The organism is Peribacillus sp. QJM3NY_7 (assembly GCF_056173225.1).
Genome location: NZ_CM149663.1, coordinates 3,361,682 through 3,383,346, shown reverse-complemented (window position 1 = coordinate 3,383,346; position 21,665 = coordinate 3,361,682). Strand labels below are relative to the sequence as shown.

Annotated in this window: 15 protein-coding genes, 1 other RNA gene and 1 riboswitch; all 16 genes read left to right on the top strand. The window is 39.7% G+C overall.

Annotation, left to right across the window (positions count from 1 at the left end; all coding sequences use genetic code 11):
• Nucleotides 1-7: 7 nt before the first annotated feature.
• The 16 genes from AC0VX1_RS16100 (at nucleotide 8) to AC0VX1_RS16025 (ending at nucleotide 21,662) form a co-directional block, all read left to right on the top strand.
• Nucleotides 8-2,284, top strand: a complete 2,277-nt coding sequence (locus AC0VX1_RS16100) for a DEAD/DEAH box helicase (RefSeq protein WP_475467942.1) — start codon at nucleotides 8-10, stop codon at nucleotides 2,282-2,284.
• A gap of 36 nt (nucleotides 2,285-2,320) precedes the next feature.
• A complete protein-coding gene (locus tag AC0VX1_RS16095) occupies nucleotides 2,321-3,577 on the top strand; it encodes a ribonuclease H-like domain-containing protein (protein ID WP_413024268.1) in 1,257 nt (418 codons plus the stop codon).
• Nucleotides 3,578-4,029: 452 nt separating this feature from the next.
• Nucleotides 4,030-4,485, top strand: coding sequence for a CotD family spore coat protein (locus tag AC0VX1_RS16090; protein ID WP_475467941.1), 456 nt, complete (start codon nucleotides 4,030-4,032; stop codon nucleotides 4,483-4,485).
• 66 nt (nucleotides 4,486-4,551) lie between these two features.
• Nucleotides 4,552-5,103 carry an SLOG family protein gene (locus AC0VX1_RS16085; RefSeq protein ID WP_034307880.1) on the top strand — a complete coding sequence of 184 codons (552 nt, stop codon included), beginning with the start codon at nucleotides 4,552-4,554 and terminating at the stop codon, nucleotides 5,101-5,103.
• Nucleotides 5,104-5,301: 198 nt separating this feature from the next.
• Nucleotides 5,302-5,613, top strand: coding sequence for a cell division regulator GpsB (gene gpsB / locus AC0VX1_RS16080; RefSeq protein ID WP_034307876.1), 312 nt, complete (start codon nucleotides 5,302-5,304; stop codon nucleotides 5,611-5,613).
• Nucleotides 5,614-5,693: 80 nt separating this feature from the next.
• An RNA gene (gene rnpB, locus AC0VX1_RS16075) (RNase P RNA component class B) lies at nucleotides 5,694-6,083 on the top strand.
• A 611-nt stretch (nucleotides 6,084-6,694) separates the two neighbouring features.
• Nucleotides 6,695-7,843 (top strand): THUMP domain-containing class I SAM-dependent RNA methyltransferase, encoded by a 1,149-nt coding sequence (locus AC0VX1_RS16070; protein WP_413024264.1) that lies wholly within the window; start codon nucleotides 6,695-6,697, stop codon nucleotides 7,841-7,843.
• A gap of 193 nt (nucleotides 7,844-8,036) precedes the next feature.
• Complete coding sequence (locus tag AC0VX1_RS16065; protein WP_034307871.1) at nucleotides 8,037-8,237, top strand: cold-shock protein; 201 nt, start codon at nucleotides 8,037-8,039, stop codon at nucleotides 8,235-8,237.
• 226 nt (nucleotides 8,238-8,463) lie between these two features.
• Complete coding sequence (locus tag AC0VX1_RS16060; RefSeq protein WP_413010216.1) at nucleotides 8,464-10,377, top strand: ATP-dependent DNA helicase; 1,914 nt, start codon at nucleotides 8,464-8,466, stop codon at nucleotides 10,375-10,377.
• Between the two features lie 131 nt (nucleotides 10,378-10,508).
• On the top strand, nucleotides 10,509-12,020 hold the full coding sequence (locus AC0VX1_RS16055; RefSeq protein ID WP_475467936.1) for a carboxypeptidase M32: 1,512 nt from the start codon (nucleotides 10,509-10,511) through the stop codon (nucleotides 12,018-12,020).
• Between the two features lie 914 nt (nucleotides 12,021-12,934).
• Nucleotides 12,935-13,036, top strand: a riboswitch (purine riboswitch).
• 161 nt (nucleotides 13,037-13,197) lie between these two features.
• Nucleotides 13,198-13,797: a xanthine phosphoribosyltransferase gene (locus tag AC0VX1_RS16050; RefSeq protein WP_475467935.1), complete on the top strand. Its 600-nt coding sequence runs from the start codon at nucleotides 13,198-13,200 to the stop codon at nucleotides 13,795-13,797.
• Nucleotides 13,790-15,103: a nucleobase:cation symporter-2 family protein gene (locus AC0VX1_RS16045; protein WP_475467933.1), complete on the top strand. Its 1,314-nt coding sequence runs from the start codon at nucleotides 13,790-13,792 to the stop codon at nucleotides 15,101-15,103. Before AC0VX1_RS16050 ends, AC0VX1_RS16045 begins: the two co-directional genes overlap by 8 nt.
• A gap of 732 nt (nucleotides 15,104-15,835) precedes the next feature.
• Nucleotides 15,836-16,924: a type III polyketide synthase gene (locus AC0VX1_RS16040; protein ID WP_475467931.1), complete on the top strand. Its 1,089-nt coding sequence runs from the start codon at nucleotides 15,836-15,838 to the stop codon at nucleotides 16,922-16,924.
• The gene (locus tag AC0VX1_RS16035) at nucleotides 16,924-17,454 is read left to right on the top strand and encodes an isoprenylcysteine carboxyl methyltransferase family protein (protein WP_063575780.1); all 531 of its coding nucleotides are present in this window, start codon (nucleotides 16,924-16,926) and stop codon (nucleotides 17,452-17,454) included. Before AC0VX1_RS16040 ends, AC0VX1_RS16035 begins: the two co-directional genes overlap by 1 nt.
• 147 nt (nucleotides 17,455-17,601) lie before the next feature.
• Entirely contained in the window at nucleotides 17,602-17,760 is a 159-nt protein-coding gene (locus tag AC0VX1_RS16030) for a hypothetical protein (RefSeq protein WP_186442078.1), read from the top strand.
• Nucleotides 17,761-17,948: 188 nt separating this feature from the next.
• On the top strand, nucleotides 17,949-21,662 hold the full coding sequence (locus AC0VX1_RS16025; protein WP_475467929.1) for a dynamin family protein: 3,714 nt from the start codon (nucleotides 17,949-17,951) through the stop codon (nucleotides 21,660-21,662).
• Nucleotides 21,663-21,665 lie beyond the last annotated feature (3 nt).

The following is a 21,665-nucleotide window of genomic DNA, read 5'->3' as shown; positions in this document are numbered from 1 at the left end:
TGGTTAAATGAAACTGCGAAAAAATTTACTGGAAGTCATAAAGGATCTAAAAACAAATGAAGATTTTAAAGAAAATATAGTACATTGGCAAGTCATTGAAGCAAAAGAGGCAAAACATGTTCCCTTTCCCGAAGCAATGAATGATAAAATCAAGCATGCTCTTGAAATACGGGGGATTAATGGGTTGTATACCCATCAGGCAACTGCATTTGATACTGCTGTCAGCGGCAATAGCCTTGTAGCGGTAACACCTACAGCTTCTGGTAAAACATTATGCTATAACTTGCCGGTCCTTCAAAAAATACTGGAAGATGAAAAAACCAGGGCGCTTTATATTTTTCCGACAAAAGCACTGAGCTATGATCAAAAAAGCGAACTGAATGAAATGATTCATGAAATGGATGCTGAAATAAATAGTTATACATACGATGGGGACACACCTTCAAATATCAGGCAAAAAATCCGCCAGGCCGGACATATCGTGATCACCAATCCTGATATGCTCCATTCAGGAATCCTGCCCCATCATACGAAATGGGTCTCTTTATTTGAAAACTTGAAGTATGTGGTCATCGATGAACTTCATATTTACCGCGGCGTTTTCGGAAGTCATACAGCCAACGTCATTAGAAGGTTAAAACGGATTTGTAATTTTTATGGAAGCGACCCTGTATTCATCTGTACTTCCGCTACGATCAATAACCCAAAAGAGTTGGCAGAAGAGCTTACGGAAAAACAAATGGTCCTTATCGATAATAACGGAGCCCCGAGTGGGAAAAAGCATTTTGTGTTTTACAATCCCCCAATAGTCAATAAACCGCTGAACATACGCAGGAGTGCGGTTTTGGAAGTCAGGAAGCTGGCAAATGAATTTTTGAAAAATAAAATTCAAACCATCGTTTTTGCGCGAAGCAGGGTTCGTGTGGAAATTCTATTGACATATTTACAGGAGCTTGTATCAAAGCAATTGGGGCCAAAATCAATCAGGGGCTATCGCGGCGGATATCTGCCAACACAGCGTAGGGAAATTGAACAAGGCCTTAGGGATGGTTCCATTTATGGAGTGGTGTCCACAAATGCACTTGAGTTGGGTGTCGATATCGGCCAGCTTCAGGTTTGCATAATGACTGGTTACCCTGGGTCCATATCGAGTGCCTGGCAACAGGCGGGACGGGCAGGAAGGAGACATGGTGAAGCATTGATCATCATGGTTGGCAGTTCCAGTGCCCTTGATCAATATATCGTACAGCATCCCGATTATTTCTTTACCAGAAATCCAGAAACGGCAAGAATCAATCCTGATAATCTTTTGATCCTGGTTGATCATGTAAAATGTGCAGCATATGAGCTGCCATTTAAAAAAGGCGATACATTTGGGAAAACAGAGATTATGGACGTTCTTGAATTCCTTACAGAAGAAAGGGTCTTACACTTGAATGGGGACAAATGGCATTGGATGAATGATGCTTTTCCCGCAAGCAATATCAGCCTGCGTTCAGCGGCACAGGAAAATGTCGTGATCATCGACCAAACCAATGCACCGGTTAATCGGGTCATCGGGGAAATGGATACGTTCAGTGCAATGACCCTTCTCCACGATGAAGCCATTTATTTGCACCAGGGAATTCAATTTCAGGTGGAAGAACTTGATTGGGATGAAAAGAAAGCTTATGTACGAGAAGTCAATGTGGACTATTATACGGATGCTAACCTTGCTGTCCAGTTGTCTGTATTGGAAGTCGATAAACAGCGAACTTTCGCTTCCACAGCAGCTGCTTTTGGTGATGTCGCAATCCGGGCAATGCCTACGATCTTCAAGAAAATCAAATTCGAAACTCATGAAAATATTGGTTCAGGACCAATCAGTCTTCCGGAGATGGAGCTGCATACGAGTTCGGCCATGCTTTCCATGGATTCTGATATATTCAATTGGGACGAAAATCGAATAGAACAAGGAATGATAGGAGCCTCCCATGCACTGAATTACATGATTCCGCTATATGTTATGTGCGATCCGCATGATATCCATGTGTATCCGCAGGTTAAGGCAGCGCATAATGAAAAACCGACCATTTTCATCTATGATAGTTATCCGGGTGGCATAGGGTTAAGTGATAAAGTATATGAAAACTCTGAAGTCATCCTGATGGAAACAATATCAATGATCGAGAATTGCACTTGTGAAAGCGGCTGTCCTTCCTGTATTGGAACGGAATCCGCAACGAAAACAGCCAAGAGTGATGCCAAACAATTATTAAGTCAATTTTGTAAGCAAAAACATTAATAGATTACAGGGATCCGTGAAAAGAGGTGTAATTTCATGTCTTTAAAAAATAAACTAAACCGTATGAAAACCCATATGAACCTAGAGAAACATACTTCTCCTGTAGAAGTAATTGACCAGAAAGAGAATGAAGAAATTCCTTACTTTGAAAAGTGGCTGGAGAACGATACCGTTTCCTTTCATTTCGATGGTGACTATTGTTTCATTAGGGAAGTCCGCTACCCTATAAATCACAAACACGGCTTATATGCATTTTCCGAGCTAAAAAAGGTCGTAAAAGAGTGGAATCAAGCTTCATTGGAGCATCCACTCTCCGCCAAGGGCGTTAAAAGTGAAGATCTGTTTTTCTTCGATACGGAAACGACAGGGCTTGGAGGCGGAGCGGGCAATACCATTTTTTTACTTGGCTATGCGTATTTAGAAGGTGAAGAAGTTGTCGTGAAGCAACATATCCTTCCGCAGCCAGGAAGTGAAATCCCGCTTTATCAAAGCTTTCTGGAAAACATCAATTACGAAACCCTTGTCACATATAATGGTAAATCCTTTGATTGGCCTCAGCTAAAAACAAGACATACCTTGATAAAAGAACATGTACCAAAACTACCGGAGTTCGGACATTTCGATTTGTATCATGCTTCAAGGCGCCTTTGGAGAAACAAATTGGAGCGAGTGAAATTATCAGCGGTCGAAACAGATATTTTAGGTGTACATAGAGAGGATGATATTCCTGGATATTTGGCGCCGATGATTTATTTTGATTTTGTTGAGAGGAAGAATCCGGAAATTCTGTTTGGGATCATGAAGCATAATGAATGGGATATCTTATCACTGATCACATTGTATATTCATTTGTCCCGAAAAATCCTCCAAATCGATGGATATACGGAAGAGTCCATGGAGATTGCACGATGGCTCGATTATTTGGGGAAAAAAGAGGAGTCAGTTGAGACATATCAAAAAATATTGGAAGCGGGAAGTGAGGAAGATCGGATAATGGCTGGTCATGCCTTAGCTTTCCAGAAAAAGAAGCTAAAACAATTCAATGAAGCTTTGGAGATTTGGAAGGAAGTTGCCTTAAAAGGCAATGTGCAAATAAGGATACAGGCGCAGATTGAATGTGCAAAATTATACGAACATCAATTTAAGGAAGTCGGTCATGCTCTAAAATGTTCAATAATTGCCCATCAAGAGATGGTAAGAGAAGGGATCAATCAGGAAAAAAAACAATTGGAATTGGAAAAGAGGATTCGGCGGCTCGAAAAGAAAGAAGGTTCAAAGGATATTTCTGTATAAAATAAAGGAATAAGAATGGTCTTTTAGTGCAAAAGGATGAAAATAAAAAATATGTATACAATTATTGTAGGCTTCAACTATTGTGTGTAAAATGGAAAGAGTTGAGGGTGAAATTCCAAGCGTTCATTTCATACCTTTACATCAAATAAAATTAAGGTGAAAGCGGAGCGGAGAAATGTATAAAACGACTTTATTTCTATTTTTTGTTGTCCTTTGTTTAACGATTGTTTTATTTACTTCATTAAAAGACAGTCTCTATTCCTTTTTGTAGAAAATTACCCTCTATATTTGAAGAGATAGCATTCATATAATAGTGTACTTATCGACAGCCATACTTCGTTTTATACTTATTCTGTATAATTAGGTCATTTCATCAGTACACGTATCCCCTTTTTTTCATAGTCTGTAATGGTAAGACTAAACTTATCATGATGAAAGGGGACGTATTATAAATGTATTTTCGTAATTGTGGAGGAAATAAACCCCATGTTATGGGAGCATCCAACAATGTTATGGGAACATCCAATGTAATGGGCGCACACAACAATGTAATGGGCGCATCAACCGGTAAAAAAAATTCAAACGTAATGGGAGCGTCTGACGTAATGGGAGCCTATAGTCCAATGGCTGTGTCTCCAGCGCAATATGGTCCAACACAAACTTCTCCATCTCAAGTTGCCCCAGCGCAAGTCTCTCCAACACAGCAATATGTCAATACGAATGTATCGAACACAGTGATTCCTGTCGTTCATCCATCACATACTACAAATGTCAATAAACATGTGAACACGTTTAAGCATTATTTCCCGCATACTCAATCCGTTGTGAATGAGTGCTATAATCAACACTTGATTTGTGGGAGGCCGCCGCAAAAACCATGCTGTCCGCCTAGGCATTTCGGATACTAAAAAATAAGGGCTTATCAAGCCCTTGTTTTCTTACATAATCATGTTAAAAGGGAGATTGACTATGCAATGAAGGTTTTGTATATGACCGGCTACAAAGCTTTTGAATTCGGGATATTTAAAAATGACCATGAAGCCGTAAAATATATAAAGAAAGCGATGAAACAGCGTCTCCTGCCATTGGTGGAAGATGGGCTGGAATGGGTGATCATCTCAGGTCAGTTGGGTACGGAATTATGGGGTGCCGAAGTGGTTTTCGAATTACAGGAAGAATTTCATCAGCTTAAATTAGGTGTGCTTACTCCTTTCCTGAAACAGGAAGAGTCATGGAATGAAACGAATCAAGAGTTTTACCGATCCATATTGGCCCGTGCCGATTTTATTGAATCCATTTTCAACAAACCATATGAAGGGCCCGAACAGCTTAAAATCAAAAATAGGTATATGGTCCATAAAAGCGATGCCATGCTCATCATTTTCGAAGCCGAAAAAGAAGGATCAGCCCGATATCCTTATTTTGAAGCGATGAAAAAAGCAGAAACACAGCCATACCCCATCTTTCAGATAAACTTTGATGATTTGCAATCGGCTGCGGAAGAAGCGAGCTGGTCTGAAGAATGAGAGAAAATAATTATGGATTAAAAGTTGTTTCTAAAGCATAATCATATTATTATGAAATTTAGATACAGTTTTAATGGGAATACATACCGTTCACTGAAACAGTAAGATACAAAAAGGTGTTTCGTTGACAAACCCAAGCAGATTTGAAAAAATAATAAAAAGTCGATTGTATTGGCGAAAGTATTGAGGTGAAGTCTTATGCTATCCGATAAGATAAAATTAACGGCTAAAGATATTCTTGAAAAAGATTTTAAAACAGCCATGCGCGGGTATAAACCTGAAGATGTGGATCAATTCCTGGATCTGATCATTAAAGATTATGAAGTGTTCCATCAGGAAATTGAAGATCTTAAACAAGAAAATCTTAAATTGAAAAAACAAGCCGACGAGAGTACAAAACGTCCAAATCAACCTGCTCCAAGTGCTACCCCGGGAACCACTAACTTTGACATCCTTAAACGGTTATCCAACTTGGAAAAGCACGTTTTTGGTAACAAGCTTTTTGATTGAGGTTTTGCATTGTAAAAGTAAAAATTATTGTGGTATTGTGTTTTCGTGAATAATGGAGTATAATCAATTATGTTATGTTAACGTTTGGGTAATTGCTGCTGCATTTATGCAGTAGAGGAAAGTCCATGCTCGCACGGACTGCGATGTCCGTAGTGTTCGTGCCTGGCGAAAAAATAAGCTTGGGCAGCAATCTTGGATTGCTGACGGCTGGGAAAATGCCTAAGTCCTTTTGGATATGGCATGAATACCTATAAAAGTGCCACAGTGACGTAGCCTTTACAGAAATGTAAAGGGTGGAACGAGGTAAACCCCACGAGCGAGAAACCCAAATTAATGGTAGGGGCGCTTTCTTCCTTGGAAATGAACGAGGAGAAGGACAGGAGCACATGCTTCTGTAGATAGATGATTACCGCCGAAGTACGAGACGCGAGTCGCTTGCAGTACTGAGGAACAAAACATGGCTTACAAAACGTTATCATATTACACCAAAAGCACAACTCTCCTTTTAAAAGGAGAGTTTTTGTTTATGGAGATTGCCCTAATATAAAAAGATTGGGCATTTCCTTTTATTTTTCGTTTTCTGAAACTCCGCTGTGTTAAACTTAGAACTTGGCCAGTTTTTCATACCATTCGAAAAGTGTCCAGCGTAAAGAAAAGGCATGAATGAAGTCTTCGGAAACGGTGTTAAAAATAGTGTTGGAATGTTAAGCATTCCTTGATTCTGGGTATCCTATTTATAAAGGTTCCTTAACTCTTCTGTTAGCTGAAGGCGGATGATGGATGGGAACCATACATAATTGGTTTGGATGATTTCAATCATATAATTGCAGCGAGTGTCTTAAGGTGCAGTGATAATAGAGTAAAGCTTTAATTTCACGGTAATCCATAGACGTTCCCGCTATATGATCATGATAGAAGCTAGGCCAACAATGAAGAATTCTAACGACAAGATAATGGTAGTGGACCTTTTAAATAAGGTTTACATGTAAAAAATCAATGCCTGCTTCTAAAAATACATAAATGAAGAAATTCGCGAAAAGGTGCCATTGATTTGGATTAATGGAAAGAAGGTGCAGAATTAATGAAACAATTCGATATTATCGCAACATCAGCAATGGGATTGGAATCAATTGTTGCCAAGGAGGTTCGGGATCTTGGTTACGATTGTCAAGTCGAAAATGGTAAAATCACGTATAAAGGGGATCAATCCGCCATTGCCCGCTCTAATTTATGGCTGCGCACTGCCGATAGGGTGAAAATTAAAATCGCGGAATTTAAAGCATATTCATTTGATGAGTTGTTTGAAAAAACAAAGGCATTGAATTGGGAAGATTACTTATCGGCCGATGTCGAGTTCCCCGTGAGTGGAAAATCCGTTAAGTCAAAGCTATACAGTGTCCCTGATTGTCAGGCAATTGTCAAAAAGGCAATTGTTGATAGATTGAAAAGTAAATACAAGCAAGTGTCTTGGTTTGCCGAGACTGGTCCTTTGTTTAAAATTGAAGTATCTATTTTAAAAGATGTTGTGACACTTACCATGGACACTTCAGGTGCAGGTCTGCATAAACGGGGATATCGAACCGGGCAGGGGGAGGCACCTCTTAAAGAAACATTGGCGGCTGCGTTAATCATGCTGACCAATTGGAAAGCGGATAAACCTTTCATAGATCCATTTTGTGGATCTGGAACGATTCCCATCGAGGCGGCCTTAATTGGTCAGAACATAGCACCTGGGTTTAATAGGGAATTCGTATCTGAAACTTGGTCTTGGATGGACAGCAAGGTTTGGGATGAAGCACGGATCGAGGCTGAAGATTTAGCCGATTATGATCAGTACTTGGACATAACCGGTTGTGATATTGACCATCGAATGGTCGATATAGCTAAAGCTAATAGTTTTGAAGCCGGTCTGGGTGATCTGATTGAATTTAAACAAATGCAAGTGAGGGATATCTCAACCAGGAAAGAGTATGGTGTCATTGTCGGGAACCCGCCTTATGGAGAACGTCTTGGCGAGAAAAAAGCGGTTGAGCAGATGTATAGGGAAATGGGCCAAGCCTTCAAGAAGCTTGATACTTGGTCAGTATACATGATTACCTCCAACCCTGACTTCGAACAGCATTATGGTAAGCCTGCAACGAAAAAAAGGAAATTGTTCAATGGTTTCATTCGTGCTGACCTTTATCAATATTGGGGGAAAAGGCCGCCAAGACAGCCTCAAGGTGAATAAGTAGGTAGAATATAACGGAGGATTTTGCTAGTCAGGACGATTTATTCATAATAGGTTCCAGTCTTGCTTATCATTTCCTTTTCTGTTATTCTAATAATGAATTATTTTTGTTCAGATTTAAGGAATACCTTAATATTCTTTTGAACAAGGATAGTAATATAATGTGTGGAGAACACACTAGGAGGCAACAAAAATGGAACAAGGTAAAGTAAAATGGTTTAACGCAGAAAAAGGTTTTGGATTCATCGAACGTGAAGGTGGAGACGATGTATTCGTACATTTCTCAGCTATCCAAGGCGAAGGTTTCAAAACTCTTGAAGAAGGCCAAGACGTTACATTTGATGTAGAACAAGGTCAACGTGGACCACAAGCATCAAACGTAAACAAAGCTTAATTCAACCCTATATTATTTACAGACAGGCTCTCTTTTGGAGCCTGTCTTTTATTTTACGAATGGGACAACCAGGCAGCATAAATAGAAAAAACATAATACGGTTTCATTTTCTAATGGTTGGTAAATATCTTGACTATTAATGTGAAATAAAGGATAATATACTTTTGCCTAAGATTATAATGATTCGGATTCTATATACTGATGATAGATAAAAGGGGAGACCAGGATGCTTAAAACACTGCCTTTTTCGGTAACAAAGGAAGATTCTTTTTACGATAAGCTTTCAGAATGGATCGGTGATGTCTTTTACGATATTCTTCCCGAAAAAGGATTTGAGCTGCGTGACGAACAAATCTTCATGGCATTTCAATTAGAAAAAGCCTTTAAGGAAAAGAATGTAAGTTTTGCTGAAGCAGGGGTAGGGACCGGTAAGACATTGGTCTATTTACTATATGCGATTTGTTATGCGAGATATACGAATAAACCGGCCATTATTTCGTGTGCAGATGAAACGTTGATTGAACAGCTTGTCAAAGAGGAAGGCGACATCCAAAAAATCAAGAATGCTTTAGGTATTGAAGTGGATGTTCGGCTTGCTAAATATCACGATCAATATGTATGTCTAAAGAAGTTGGATTACGCAGTGAATCATGAAGATTCAGAGGGAATAGATCAGCTATATGATGAACTTCCCAAGTTTGTCCATGATAACTCATCCATGAACGCCTATACAGCATATGGGGACCGTAAACAGTACCCATATTTAAATGATGAAGACTGGTCTAAAGTTGGCTGGGATCAACTCCAAAACTGTTTCACTTGTGATAAACGCCATCGATGCGGGCAAACCCTATCACGGGACCACTATCGAAAATCAAGTGATTTGATCATTTGTTCACATGACTTCTTCATGGAGCATGTATGGACCAAGGAAAAGCGTAAGCGTGAAGGACAGTTACCATTGCTGCCAGATCATAGCTGCGTTGTCTTTGATGAAGGCCACTTATTGGAATTTGCTGCTCAAAAGGCTTTAACTTATAAAGTTGGGGAACAAACCCTTGCCTCGGTTTTGGAATTGCTAACAGCCAATCAGGTTCGTGAAGAAACCTTATACATCATTGAGGATTTAATTGATATCAATGAAGAATTTTTTGATTTGTTGGATGAAAAAGCGATACATGTCAGCGGATCTAATCGTTATGAAATCCCAATGTCCAAAGAAATTACAAGCTTTGCCCATAAGCTTCACAAAAAGGTTGAGGAGTTAGAGGAGAACCTAGTTTTTGAAGCGGAAATGTACACGATCAATGATTATGATTTAAAAGTGACGGAAGAATATTTAGAGCAGCTGGGCTACTCCCTTTCTTTATTTATAAAGGATGAACAGGCCGTTTCCTGGTTTGAAGAAAATGAAATGACCAAAACATTGGTCATCATGCCAAGGCTCGTACAGGATATTTTGTCTGAACAGGTATTCTCTAAAAAAATCCCTTACATTTTTTCATCGGCAACATTATCGGATAATAAATCCTTTCAGTACATTGCAGATAGTTTAGGGATAGAAAAGTATGACAGCTTTTCCGTTGAATCACCGTTTGATTACGATGAAGTCATGAAAATGAACATGCCTACCTTCGAAAATGGAGATCAATTGGCTAAACTTCAATTTACGATGAAGACAATTGAGGAAAATCAAGGTCGAACACTCGTGTTGTTCCAATCAAAAGAAGAATTGCATTGGTTCAAGGAAAACTGCCCAATGTCTTCTTATCCATTTTATTTTGAAGGGGAAGCGGAAATCAGCGAGCTGGTTAAGAAGTTCCAAGAGGATGAGCAATCTGTTCTTTTCTCCTATCATTTATGGGAAGGACTTGATGTTCCAGGGCCTTCATTACAAAATGTTGTGATACACTCCCTGCCATTCCCGCCGCGCGATCCAGTTTTCGAGGCTAAACGCAACTCGGTTTCCGAAGCATTTGAAGAAGTGGACCTTCCATACATGCTCCTTCGCTTGCGCCAGGGAATAGGGCGTTTGATCAGGACGAGCAATGATTCGGGGACAGTCCAGATTTTGATTGATAAGGATCTTTCGGAGCAGGTGAAAGAGAAGATTGTATCCATTCTTCCTGTCACGCTTTAACTAAAGTCAATCCAAAAAAGAGCCAAGGTGCCCCTTGGTTCTTTTTTTATTTTAATTTTTTAATCGGAGTGGTTCTGATAGGAATGATTTTTGTATAATATGGTAAAGTGTAGTTGGAAGGAGCAGTGACTATGACTAAAAAGGGTATCGATCTGATAGAAAAAGAGTTTAAAGAATATGTAAAGAAAATCTCGGCGTATAATGAAGCACTCGCGTTAATTTTTTGGGATTTGCGTACAGGTGCACCGAAAAAGGGAGTTGAGCAGCGTTCCGAAGTTATTGGGGTGCTTTCCTCCGAAGTGTTTAATATGAGCACAAGTAAAGAAATGGAATCCTTCATTGCAGAACTTTCGATGGAGCCTCTTAGTGAAACGACTAATAAAATGGTGCAAGAGTGTAAGAAAGATTTTGAAAGGAATAAGAAAATTCCTGCAAACGAATATAAGGAATTCGTCATTTTACAATCGCGTTCTGAAAGTGCATGGGAAGAGGCAAGGGAAAAAGCTGATTTTTCTTTATTTCAACCTTATCTGGAGCAAATTGTAGCGTATACCCGCAGGTTTGTAGAATACTGGGGATATGAAGGGACGAAATATAATACCCTTTTGGATATGTATGAACCAGGCATGACTGTAGATGTACTTGACAGCGTATTCAGTGAGCTTCGGTCGAGGATCGTTCCTTTGGTAAAACAGATTGCAACAAGCGAACATAGACCTGAAACAGGGTTCCTTTATAAAGAATTTCCAAAAGAAAAACAGCATCAACTCAACTTGGAAATTCTAAAACAGCTAGGATACGATTTCAAGGCTGGCAGGCTGGATGAAACGGTTCACCCTTTCGAAATTAGAATAAATAGGGGAGATGTCCGGGTGACGACCCGATACGATGAAAATGATTTTAGGGGGGCAATCTTTGGTACCATTCATGAATGTGGACATGCCATTTATGAACAGAATATCGCCAATGAGTTAACCGGAACACTTCTTGATTCCGGGACATCCATGGGGATCCATGAATCACAATCTTTATTTTTCGAAAACTTCATTGGACGGAACCATAGCTTCTGGAAAAATAAATTCTCCTTATTAAAAGAATATGCCCCCGAACAATTCAATGACGTGACACTGGATGAATTTTACCGGGGCATTAACGAATCGAAACCATCGTTCATCCGTATTGAAGCAGATGAACTGACGTATCCTCTACATATAATGATTCGGTATGAACTGGAAAAGGCTCTTTTTAATGGAGAACTTGAAGTGAAGGATTTACCGGAAGTCTGGAATGAAAAATATAAGGATTATTTGGGAATTGTTCCTGAAAATGATGCCATGGGCGTGTTGCAAGATGTACACTGGGCAGATGGCAGCTTTGGTTATTTCCCTTCTTATGCATTGGGCTATATGTATGCAGCCCAAATCAAGCAAGCGATGCTTAAAGATGTGCCTGATTTTGATGGACTGTTGGAAGCGGGGGATATTGCGCCAATCAGGGAATGGCTTAATGAAAATATACATAAATATGGAAAAACAAAAAAACCTTTGGAGATTTTGAAAGAAACGACAGGGGAAGGCCTGAATGTTCAGTATTTAATAAAGTATCTTGAAGATAAATATAAAGAAGTTTATAAAATCAAATGAATCAAAGGAAGAAGGACTTGCATTAAGTGTAAAGGCCTTCTAAGTTTGTAGACAAAAGGGGTTCGGAATTAAAAATTCCGAACCCCTTTTGGAAATTCCTTTAAACTTCCGCCTGGAATTAAGCGATTGGGGCTCTACAAGCCCACTAGGTTAGGCCATTTTTGGACCTTACTATGTCCAATTGGCCATCTTTTTTTTAGTAATCCAGCGAAAAAGTAAGCATCGCCTGCATCTACAATTTTTAAGTCCCCTTAAAGTAGTCCACTGCATACCATTCTTTTGCATCTCCCGAATACACGCTCAATCGTTTCTTTACGTTTCGCATATATAGTTTTTACATCTAAATGATGACGCAGATGATCTCCCTCTTCCACTTATGTTTGCCAGATAGGCCGTGTCACCACTTTTTGAAATTCTTTTTGTACACTGTGATAAAGATGAGGATGTTGGACAGATGTGTTTTGGCGATTTGTACTCACGATAACCCTCTTTATAAGTAATCATTTCCAGTTGATTTCGCTGAATAGAATCATGCTTTATAGGCAAAAGGGTTCTAAAAGTTAAAACAAAGGTTGAACGGAATATGCGAGACGCCTGCTTAGAAAAGCGAGTCCAGGGGAGACCCCGCAGGCGCAAAGGCGACGTGGGCGGACCGCCCGTGGAAAGCGAGTACCTGTAGAGGAAATCAACGGTCAAATTGTACAAACCATAAAAGGGCATGAGTAAAATACCAGTAAATGTTATTTGAAGTGGCAGCGGTGTTTTTTCTTTATAGGTAAATCCATGCTATTTAGGTTTAGTGATTTCACAATTTTCTATTAATACGAATGATGACTTATTTTTTTTATTGAAAGTTCGGTTTTTAACAAAAATAACTTTTCAAATAGAGTCAGCGTTGTTATAATTCATATATTAATAAAATATTAAGTTTCACTCGTATAATAGCAGGGATATGGCCTGCAAGTTTCTACCGGATTACCGTAAATAATTCGACTATGGGTGAGTAATAGATCTTGTTGCATAATGAAGGCTTTTGCTGATTCATTTTTCATTCATGCCCAAGAAGTATTGCTTCACTCAAAAAAAGTGCAGCAATGTTTCTTGGGCTTTTTTATATGCCTGGAAACAATTGCATAGATTATGGGTCAATAAACATCCAAGATTGGGAGGAACCTTCATGCAACTTTTAAAGGATAAAATTTTGTCCGAGGGTCAAGCTTTATCAGAAGATATTTTAAAAGTAGATTCATTTTTAAATCATCAAATGGATCCTATATTAATGAAAGAAATTGGTAAAGAATTCGTAAAACGTTTCGAACAAAAGGAAATAACGAAAGTGCTGACAATTGAATCTTCTGGTATTGGACCTGGTTTGATGGCTGCGCTGGAATTGGAAGTTCCGCTCATTTTTGCCCGTAAACGTAAATCACTTACTTTAACAAATGATTTAATAACGGCGTCCGTTCATTCCTTTACAAAAAAAGAAACCAATGCCATTACGGTTTCCAATAAATATATTGAAGCCGGAGATAAGGTTTTGATCATTGATGACTTCCTTGCTGTCGGACAGGCAGCGCGTGGGTTGGTGGAAATCTGTAAGCAGGTTGGAGCAGAAGTGGCCGGAATCGGCATCGTGATTGAAAAAGCATTCCAAAGCGGTGGTAAGGATCTTAGGGAACAAGGTTTTCAAGTGGAATCACTTGCACGGATTGCTGAGTTGAAATTCGGTGAGATAACGTTTGCTGAGGAAAAGGAAGGAGAAGCCGTCAATGTCTAATCAATCACCATTAAAAGTTGCTTCATTAGGATTACAACATGTTCTTGCCATGTATGCCGGTTCAGTCGTCATTCCATTGATAGTCGGTGGGGCGCTGGGATTGAATGCAGCGCAGTTAACTTATTTAGTTTCGATAGACATTTTGATGTGCGGGATAGCCACTTTATTGCAAGTTTGGAAAAATAAATTCTTTGGAATTGGGCTTCCGGTCGTCCTGGGCTGCACATTTACAGCAGTTAGCCCGATGATTGCAATTGGTACGCAATATGGAATCAACTCCATTTATGGATCTATTTTGGCGTCGGGATTGATCGTCATTATCATTAGTAAGTTTTTCGGAAAACTGGCAAGGTTCTTCCCGCCCATTGTCACTGGATCGGTCGTTTTGATTATTGGCATTACGCTCATTCCTGTTGCCATCAACAACCTTGGTGGTGGCCAAGGAGCTGCTGATTTCGGAGACTTGAATAATGTAGCTCTTGGGTTCGGAACTTTGTTATTCATTATATTCATGTATAAATTCTCATCAGGATTCGTACGCTCCATCTCTATTTTATTGGGGCTGTTAGTAGGAACATTTGCAGCTTTCTTCCTTGGGAAAGTGGACTTTAGCTCGGTTGTCAGTGCCACTTGGCTGCATATGCCTCATTTTTTCTACTTTGGAACCCCGACATTCAACGTCACGGCAATCATTACAATGACATTGGTGGCGATCGTCAGCTTGGTGGAATCGACTGGTGTTTATTATGCTCTTGGTGAAATCACGGACAAAGAAATTTCAGAAGACGATCTGGCTCGCGGATATCGTTCTGAAGGACTTGCCATCATGATTGGCGGTTTGTTCAATGCGTTTCCGTATACAGCTTTTTCACAAAATGTCGGCTTAATTCAATTGTCAGGCATTAAAACAAGAAATGTCATATTCACAACGGCTGGCATTCTTATTTTCATAGGTTTTGTTCCAAAAATTGGTGCATTCACGACAATTATCCCTTCATCCGTGCTTGGCGGTGCAATGGTGGCGATGTTCGGGATGGTAATTGCCGCTGGAATTAAGATGTTGAGCAAAGTTGATTTTGCTTCTCAAGAAAATTTATTGATCATCGCTTGTTCAGTAGGGATGGGACTAGGGGTGACCGTCGTTCCTGAGTTATTTGCGCAAATTCCGGAAAGCTTTCAAATCTTAACGGAAAACGGTATTGTTGCCGGAAGTTTGACAGCCATATTCTTGAATATCGTTTTTAACATCATCCCTACAAAAGGGAAAGTGAAGGAAGCCCGTATTGAAGGGCAAAATGTAGCCTGATTAAAAATAGATTCTGTAATCTTGATAGATTCACCCGTTTACATGCCCAAAATCCTCAGGTGAAGAGGATTTTGGGCATTTTTTTCATTTAGGCCTAAGCATATCATTGATAATGAATTTGGAGTTTTGTCAGATAAAAGGAAACTCTCTTCACTTTTTGAATATATTGATAGTATATGTTCAGGAAAGTAGTGATAGGGATGGAGAAAAAATATTGTATTCATTGCAGGACCATACTAAGCCAGGAGTATAGGTGCAGTGTGTGTGGAAAAGAGGAGTTTCAAAACATTATTATACAAGTGCAAAATCAATCTTCAGTAAAGAAAGATGACTGAAAGCGCCCCCTTACCAAATTATAGGTAAGGGGGTTTTATTATATCGTGTATACATATCGATTATTAAGGTGATATGAAGAGTACCTCGCCATTTTATCGCCATTGCCCATCATGTTTCTCTTTGGACATTCAAAAGCCGTACCTCATAAGTCAGCCTTTCGTACAGGAATGCATTAGCGTCCTTATTTGCATGAAAGGTGATATTCGTGGAAGATGTTCCTCCGCTTGTATTGTTGTACTTTCCGTTTTATAGTATTACGCAGTCCTTTTTGCCTGAGTATTTAGAAGAAAAGAAAAAAATTGTTAAATGCCTATACATATCACCATTTAGCTATAAAGCATAATTGGTGTCATGGTGGGTATATTAACCATATCATGAATATTTAGGGGTGGAATCATGCCGTATTTATTATCTGCATCTCATGTAAAACTGCCACATTTGCTTTCACAAGAAAAAATCATGGAATTTTCGAGAGAAATATTTGGAGCATCATTTAAGAATATAGAACGGTTACTAAAGGCCTTTAAAAATGGACAAGTGGAAAATAGATATTTTTCAAATGATCTCGATTGGTTTAAAGAGGATCATTCTTTTGCCGATCGGAATGATTTATATATACAGCAGGCAATCAAATTTGGGAAAGAAGCTATAGAAAAATGCTTAGCCAACACAGAATTTTTAAAAGAAGGACTGCAGGCAAACGAGCTAGATGCTTTCTTCTTTATCTCAAGCACGGGGATTGCCACCCCGACCATTGATGCCAGGATAATGAATGAACTAACATTTAACCCGCATGCTAAAAGGATTCCGATTTGGGGGCTTGGCTGTGCAGGGGGAGCGAGTGGCCTATCACGTGCTTTTGAATATTGCCAAGCATACCCGACTGCGAAGGTCATTGTTTTAAGCGTGGAGTTATGCAGTCTGACATTTCAAAGGAATGATATCTCCAAAAGCAATTTAATTGGGACTTCCCTATTTTCCGACGGAGTAAGCTGTGTTTTGGTTTGCGGTGATGAAGTGCCGAGTGAACAGTTCTCAAAAAAAGTAAGACATTTGCATTTTTTGGATTCGCAATCGACGCTCATGCCGGATTCATTGGATGTAATGGGGTGGGATGTTAAAGATCAAGGGTTATACGTGATTTTTTCGAAAGATATCCCTACAATCATCAAGGATTGGCTTAAACCGAATGTTCAAGAGTTCTTAATGGAGAATGGATTCGATCTAAACGATGTAAAAGATTTCATCGCTCATCCTGGAGGCAAGAAAGTAATTGATGCTTATCACGAAGCCCTCGGGTTCGATGAAAGCATGACGGGAGAGTCAATGAGCGTATTGCGTGAATTCGGCAATATGTCCTCAGCAACTATTTTGTACGTTCTGGAGAGGTTCATGCAGCGGGGCGGGAATAAAGGTGAGGTGGGCCTGGCTGCTGCATTGGGGCCTGGGTTTTCATCTGAACTTGTGTTAATGAGGTGGAAGTGATGATCTTCGCCATTTTCATTATTTTGATCGCTATACAGCGCCTTGTTGAATTATATATCGCCAAACAAAATGAAAAACAGTTGAAAGCCGGAGGAGCAATAGAATACGGTGAGTCCCATTACAAATGGATGGTTCTGATGCATCTTAGTTTTTTTATTGTTCTCATTATTGAAGTGGTCGCCCTTGAAAGGGATATATCTGGACTTTGGCCGATTTGGCTGACCCTTTTTCTAATTGCGCAGTCAGGAAGGATTTGGGTAATCCGTTCATTGGGAAAACATTGGAATACAAAAATCATAGTGGTTCCTGATGCCGATGTAGTCATTAAAGGTCCTTATAAATTTTTCAAACATCCGAACTATATCATAGTGGCAACTGAGATTTTAGTTATTTCCTTATTATTCAATGCATATTATACTGCTATCATCTTTAGTTTATTGAATGTTTGGATGATGATGGTAAGAATTCCACTGGAAGAGAAGGCATTAAAGGAACACACGGAATATTCTACGGTTTTTAAGGGAGAATAATAAAAAAATTTAATTACTTATTGAAAATGATTATCGTTCGTGATAAGATTCTAAATGAAGATGAAAATTATTCTCATTCGGATTTCAATCATTTATTTTAATTAAAAAACTAAAATCTAATCAATATAAAAGAGGATGGTGTTGGTAATGGTTTGGGTATTCATTTTATTGACAATCGCTACATATGGTTTTGTGATGAAACATGTATTGAATAATATTCAAAAACCGGCAAAGGCAGTAAAACCTTATACCGGGTCACCAATGGAAAACCGAGCTGCTTTTAACCCCACCCCAACAACCAGGTAAACATCCTGGTTTTTTTTTTGCATTCCAACAATAGGATCAAATTGCGCGAATCCACCAATTGGTGGTTTTTTTTTGAACATGGCCTGTAATGAATCATATAGTAAAAATAAAGCTGACGGTATGAATAACAAACGAAATCGTTTACAATAAGAATATCAAAATGACGATAGATTAAGGGGTATGGATTCATGATTCAAGAAACATTAAAGCAACAGTCCAAATTGGGAATTTTGACTGCCATGTATGAGAAATTTCAATCGGCAGGTGATACAGGCAATGCAGATAAAATGAAACAGTTAATCATGAAAGTGAATAATGAGGAGTTCATCATTGCTTTTTGCGGGCATTTTTCAGCGGGGAAATCTAGTATGATCAACTTTCTCCTTGGTGATCAAGTATTGCCTTCAAGTCCGATTCCTACGAGTGCAAATACGGTAAAGGTACAAAAAGGGGAAGACTATGCCAAAGTCTTTTACCATCATGAGCCACCAGTCTTATTTCCTGCACCTTATGATTTTAAAGAGGTCAAGAAATTTGCCAAGGATGGAGATTCAGTATCGGCAATAACGATAAGTTCCAATGATTTTTCACTGCCGGATTCATGTGCGATCATGGATACGCCAGGAATCGATTCGACAGACGATGCACATAGAGTTTCTACGGAATCTGCCCTGCATCTAGCTGATGTCGTCTTTTATGTCATGGACTACAATCACGTCCAATCAGAAGTGAACTTCCTATTCACGAAAGAATTGTTGGAGGCTGAAAAACCGACATACTTAATTATCAATATGATCGATAAGCATGATGAAAAGGAGCTTGGATTTCAAGACTTCAAGCTTTCCGTTTCTGAAGCTTTTGCGAACTGGAATGTATATCCTGATGGTATTTTTTATACATCCGTAAGAGACTTGAACAATTCCGAAAATGAAATAGAAGTGGTCAAGCAATTCATATATGAAATGGCGGGCAAAGGTTTAAATGATGGGAAGGATGCCATCATGCAATCGGCTAATGCCCTTGTCGAAAGACATCTTAATTGGCTGAAGGAGCAGTATGAAGAGGAACATGCCGATGATATTGAAGTATTATCAGAACTGCCTCATGAAGAGCGGATACACCTGACCAATCAGGTGGACAGCCTATTGAAAGAAAAAAAATCATTGACTGGACGCATAGAGGAAATCAAGGGCCAGTATGCCGATGCATTGGAAACCATTTTAAAAGGCGCATACATCATGCCGGCTGCAACACGGGACCTAGGTAAATCATTCTTGGAATCGGCTCAGCCGGACTTTAAAATGGGTCTATTATTTGCCAAGAAAAAAACGGATGCCGAACGTGAGGCACGTATTAAGGCGTTCTTGAGCGATCTGCAAGAAAAGGTGAAAACCCAGCTTGAATGGCATCTTAAAGAACTGGCGGTTAAAACGCTTAATCAAGCGGAAATCCATGATTCAACACTTGAAAGTAAGGCTCAGGCACTTCAGATCGAGGTAACGGAATCTTACATAAAAAACTCTTTGAAGCCTCAAGTCGATATTACGGGTGAATACGTTTTAAACTATACGAATGATCTGGCATCAGCCATCAAAAAGAAAGCACGTGATGTGTCAGAAGGATTTTTGAATGATATGGTTACCGTTATGGAAGGAATAGTGGAACAGCAGTCCATGTCCATCGATAAGGAACTTGAAGGTTTTTCTGAATTTGCGGAAGCCCTTAAAGTTACTGCTGCGATGAACGCGGAAATCGAGTACCAAACGGAACGTTTAGAGGCCATTGCCCATCAAACTGAATCATTGGTCGATGAGCGTGAAATCGATATGCTGTTAACTGAATGGAATGAAGAGGAAAATAATATTACAGTCAAAATCATGACAACCGATAAAGTAAGTAATTCAAGGTCCGTCAACGAACAATCTGTAAGTGATCATGTTAAAGAAATCACGGATGCTGTACCTTCCGTGACTGTTTCTTCATCTGATGCTACTGATTTACGCGGAAAAGAAAAGCTGGTGGAAACTGCAGCGAGTTTAAAACAGGCGGCCGAGCTGATCCAACCTCTGAGAGGGTTTCAATCGCTTTATAAAGAACTGAAAGAGAAGGCAAATCGCTTGGAACAACAGACGTTTACGGTTGCCCTCTTCGGTGCATTCAGTGCGGGTAAGTCTTCCTTTGCCAATGCTTTGATGGGAGAAAGCGTCCTTCCTGTCTCACCAAATCCGACAACTGCCGCAATCAACAAAATCATGTCTTCGGACGCTGAGCATCCACATGGAACGGCAACCGTCAAATTAAAGACCGAAGCGATGCTGTTGGAAGATGTAAGCCTGGCATTGGCAGCTTTTGATAAATCGGCAAAGACTCTGGATGAAGCACTTCAACTAGCAGGGCAAATCATTGCGAAGGCAGGGGAAGTTGATAAGGGTAAAACGCACTTATCGTTTCTTAGGGCGTTTCATCAAGGGCTTCCCGAGTACCAAAATGATTTAGGAAATGTGGTTACGGTAGACCTTGAAGGATTTAAACGGTTTGCTGCGGAAGAGTCCAAGTCATGTCTTGTTGATCTGATCGAATTGCGTTATGACTGTGAAATGACAAAGCAGGGGATGGTCCTTGTTGACACACCTGGTGCCGATTCGATTAATGCACGCCATACTGGAGCAGCTTTCGAATATATTAAGAATTCGGACGCCATCCTATTTGTGACTTATTATAATCATCCATTTTCCCGGGCAGACAGGGAGTTCCTGATACAGCTTGGACGTGTGAAAGATTCTTTTGCTATGGATAAGATGTTTTTCATCGTAAATGCCGTCGACCTGGCACAAACGACTGACGAATTGGACGAAGTGATGGATTATGTCACAGATCAATTGAATGGATTCGGTATCCGTTTTCCAAAACTGTTCCCGCTTACGAGTAAGGGGGCGTTGATGGAAAAACAAACGCCTGGTTCGTTTAAGCATTCATTCCTTCCTAATAGCGGAATCATGGAATTCCAAGGCCAATTCGATTCTTTCATAGAAAACGATTTAACTGGACTTGCGATTGAATCGGCTCAAGCGGCTGTAAAAAGAACCGAAGAATTGCTACGAGATGTAATTACAGCTTCCAGACAGGATGAGAAAGCGAAACGAAAAGCCCTGGAGACACTTTCTCATGAGTCACAGGCCATTTCGGAACTCCTTTCAGTCATTAAAGGGGATGCCGAAAAGCAACGGTTGAAAAAAGAGATAGACGAATTGACTTTCTATAGTAAACAACGGGTCTTCTTCCGGTTTAATGATTTCTTCAAAGAATCGTTCAATCCAGCTGTTTTAAAAGATGATGGAGGCGATCTGAAAATTGTCCTCAAGCAATCGATGAAGAACTTATTGGATGCGTTAGGCTTTGACCTTGCCCAGGAAATGCGGGCAACGGCTTTAAGGACGGAAATGTTCGTAAATAAATTACTGAATGAGAAACAGGGCAGTTTGCTTCAGCAAATGCAAAAAATAAGAAGAACCCTTTCATTACAGCCATATGAACCCAATGAGAGGGAATCCCTTGAATTCACTGGAGCTTTTGCCCAATTGGATACAGGGGAATTCAAAAAGGAATTGGCATTATTCAAGAATCCAAAATCTTTCTTTGAAAAGAATGAAAAAGCGAAAATGAGCGAAGGTCTTCAGAAGCGTTTGGATGAACCTGCCCTTATATATGCAAAAGAACAGGGTGAGCGGATTTACGAAATGTATAATGAAGTCCTCGATCAAGAGCTACTCGCGATTCAAAAAGAGTTTAAGACGGAAGTATCGGATATCTTTGCAGGTTTACGTGCAGCATTGGAGGAAACGGTTGATTTACCGTATTATGAAAATGCTGTAGCGGAATTGGCTAAAATGCATTCGAAATAGAAA

Coding starts and splice junctions, on each gene's coding strand:
- AC0VX1_RS16100 (WP_475467942.1), top strand. CDS start 8: ATGAAACTGCGAAAAAATTTACTGGAAGTCATAAAGGATCTAAAAACA.
- AC0VX1_RS16095 (WP_413024268.1), top strand. CDS start 2,321: ATGTCTTTAAAAAATAAACTAAACCGTATGAAAACCCATATGAACCTA.
- AC0VX1_RS16090 (WP_475467941.1), top strand. CDS start 4,030: ATGTATTTTCGTAATTGTGGAGGAAATAAACCCCATGTTATGGGAGCA.
- AC0VX1_RS16085 (WP_034307880.1), top strand. CDS start 4,552: ATGAAGGTTTTGTATATGACCGGCTACAAAGCTTTTGAATTCGGGATA.
- gpsB (WP_034307876.1), top strand. CDS start 5,302: ATGCTATCCGATAAGATAAAATTAACGGCTAAAGATATTCTTGAAAAA.
- AC0VX1_RS16070 (WP_413024264.1), top strand. CDS start 6,695: ATGAAACAATTCGATATTATCGCAACATCAGCAATGGGATTGGAATCA.
- AC0VX1_RS16065 (WP_034307871.1), top strand. CDS start 8,037: ATGGAACAAGGTAAAGTAAAATGGTTTAACGCAGAAAAAGGTTTTGGA.
- AC0VX1_RS16060 (WP_413010216.1), top strand. CDS start 8,464: ATGCTTAAAACACTGCCTTTTTCGGTAACAAAGGAAGATTCTTTTTAC.
- AC0VX1_RS16055 (WP_475467936.1), top strand. CDS start 10,509: ATGACTAAAAAGGGTATCGATCTGATAGAAAAAGAGTTTAAAGAATAT.
- AC0VX1_RS16050 (WP_475467935.1), top strand. CDS start 13,198: ATGCAACTTTTAAAGGATAAAATTTTGTCCGAGGGTCAAGCTTTATCA.
- AC0VX1_RS16045 (WP_475467933.1), top strand. CDS start 13,790: ATGTCTAATCAATCACCATTAAAAGTTGCTTCATTAGGATTACAACAT.
- AC0VX1_RS16040 (WP_475467931.1), top strand. CDS start 15,836: ATGCCGTATTTATTATCTGCATCTCATGTAAAACTGCCACATTTGCTT.
- AC0VX1_RS16035 (WP_063575780.1), top strand. CDS start 16,924: ATGATCTTCGCCATTTTCATTATTTTGATCGCTATACAGCGCCTTGTT.
- AC0VX1_RS16030 (WP_186442078.1), top strand. CDS start 17,602: ATGGTTTGGGTATTCATTTTATTGACAATCGCTACATATGGTTTTGTG.
- AC0VX1_RS16025 (WP_475467929.1), top strand. CDS start 17,949: ATGATTCAAGAAACATTAAAGCAACAGTCCAAATTGGGAATTTTGACT.